1 pseudogene is annotated in these 503 nt (G+C 66.6%); it reads left to right on the top strand.

Annotated features, from left to right (window positions below):
* Nucleotides 1-503 (top strand): annotated as a pseudogene (locus VXC91_RS46860) (RNA-directed DNA polymerase); the annotation flags it as partial.

The raw sequence follows: 503 nt of genomic DNA, 5'->3' as shown, positions 1-503 counted from the left end.
ACCCTGCGCAGGCATCCGAAGAAGTCGAAGCACTGGATCACCCATCGGTACTTCGGCCGATTCAACACCGCCCGGCAGGATAGATGGGTATTCGGCCACCGCGACAACGGCGCCTACCTCGTCAAGTTCGCCTGGACGAAAATAGTCCGGCATCAGCTGGTCAAGGGCACCTCGTCTCCGGACGATCCGGCCCTGGCCGACTACTGGGCCGACCGGCGACGCAGAAGCGCACCCCTGCCGCTGGACCGGGCCACCATGCGTCTGCTCCAGACGCAGAAGGGCCGCTGCCAGCTCTGCGGGCAACTGCTTCTGCATGCCGACCGGGCCCCGCAGTCCCCGACCGGGTGGGAGCAATGGCTCCGCACCACCCGGAAGGCGATCAAGGCACGGAACATCGCCTACCAGGGAGCGAAGACGCCGGATGGGGTGCAACTCCGCCTCGCCCACGCCTCATGCCTACGACGCCCGAAGGCGTCAGCCAATGGGGCGACTCTGCAATCCCG

Source organism: Streptomyces chiangmaiensis, from assembly GCF_036281785.1.
GTDB classification, from domain to species: domain Bacteria; phylum Actinomycetota; class Actinomycetes; order Streptomycetales; family Streptomycetaceae; genus Streptomyces; species Streptomyces chiangmaiensis.
This window is presented reverse-complemented; position numbering and strand designations above follow the sequence as displayed.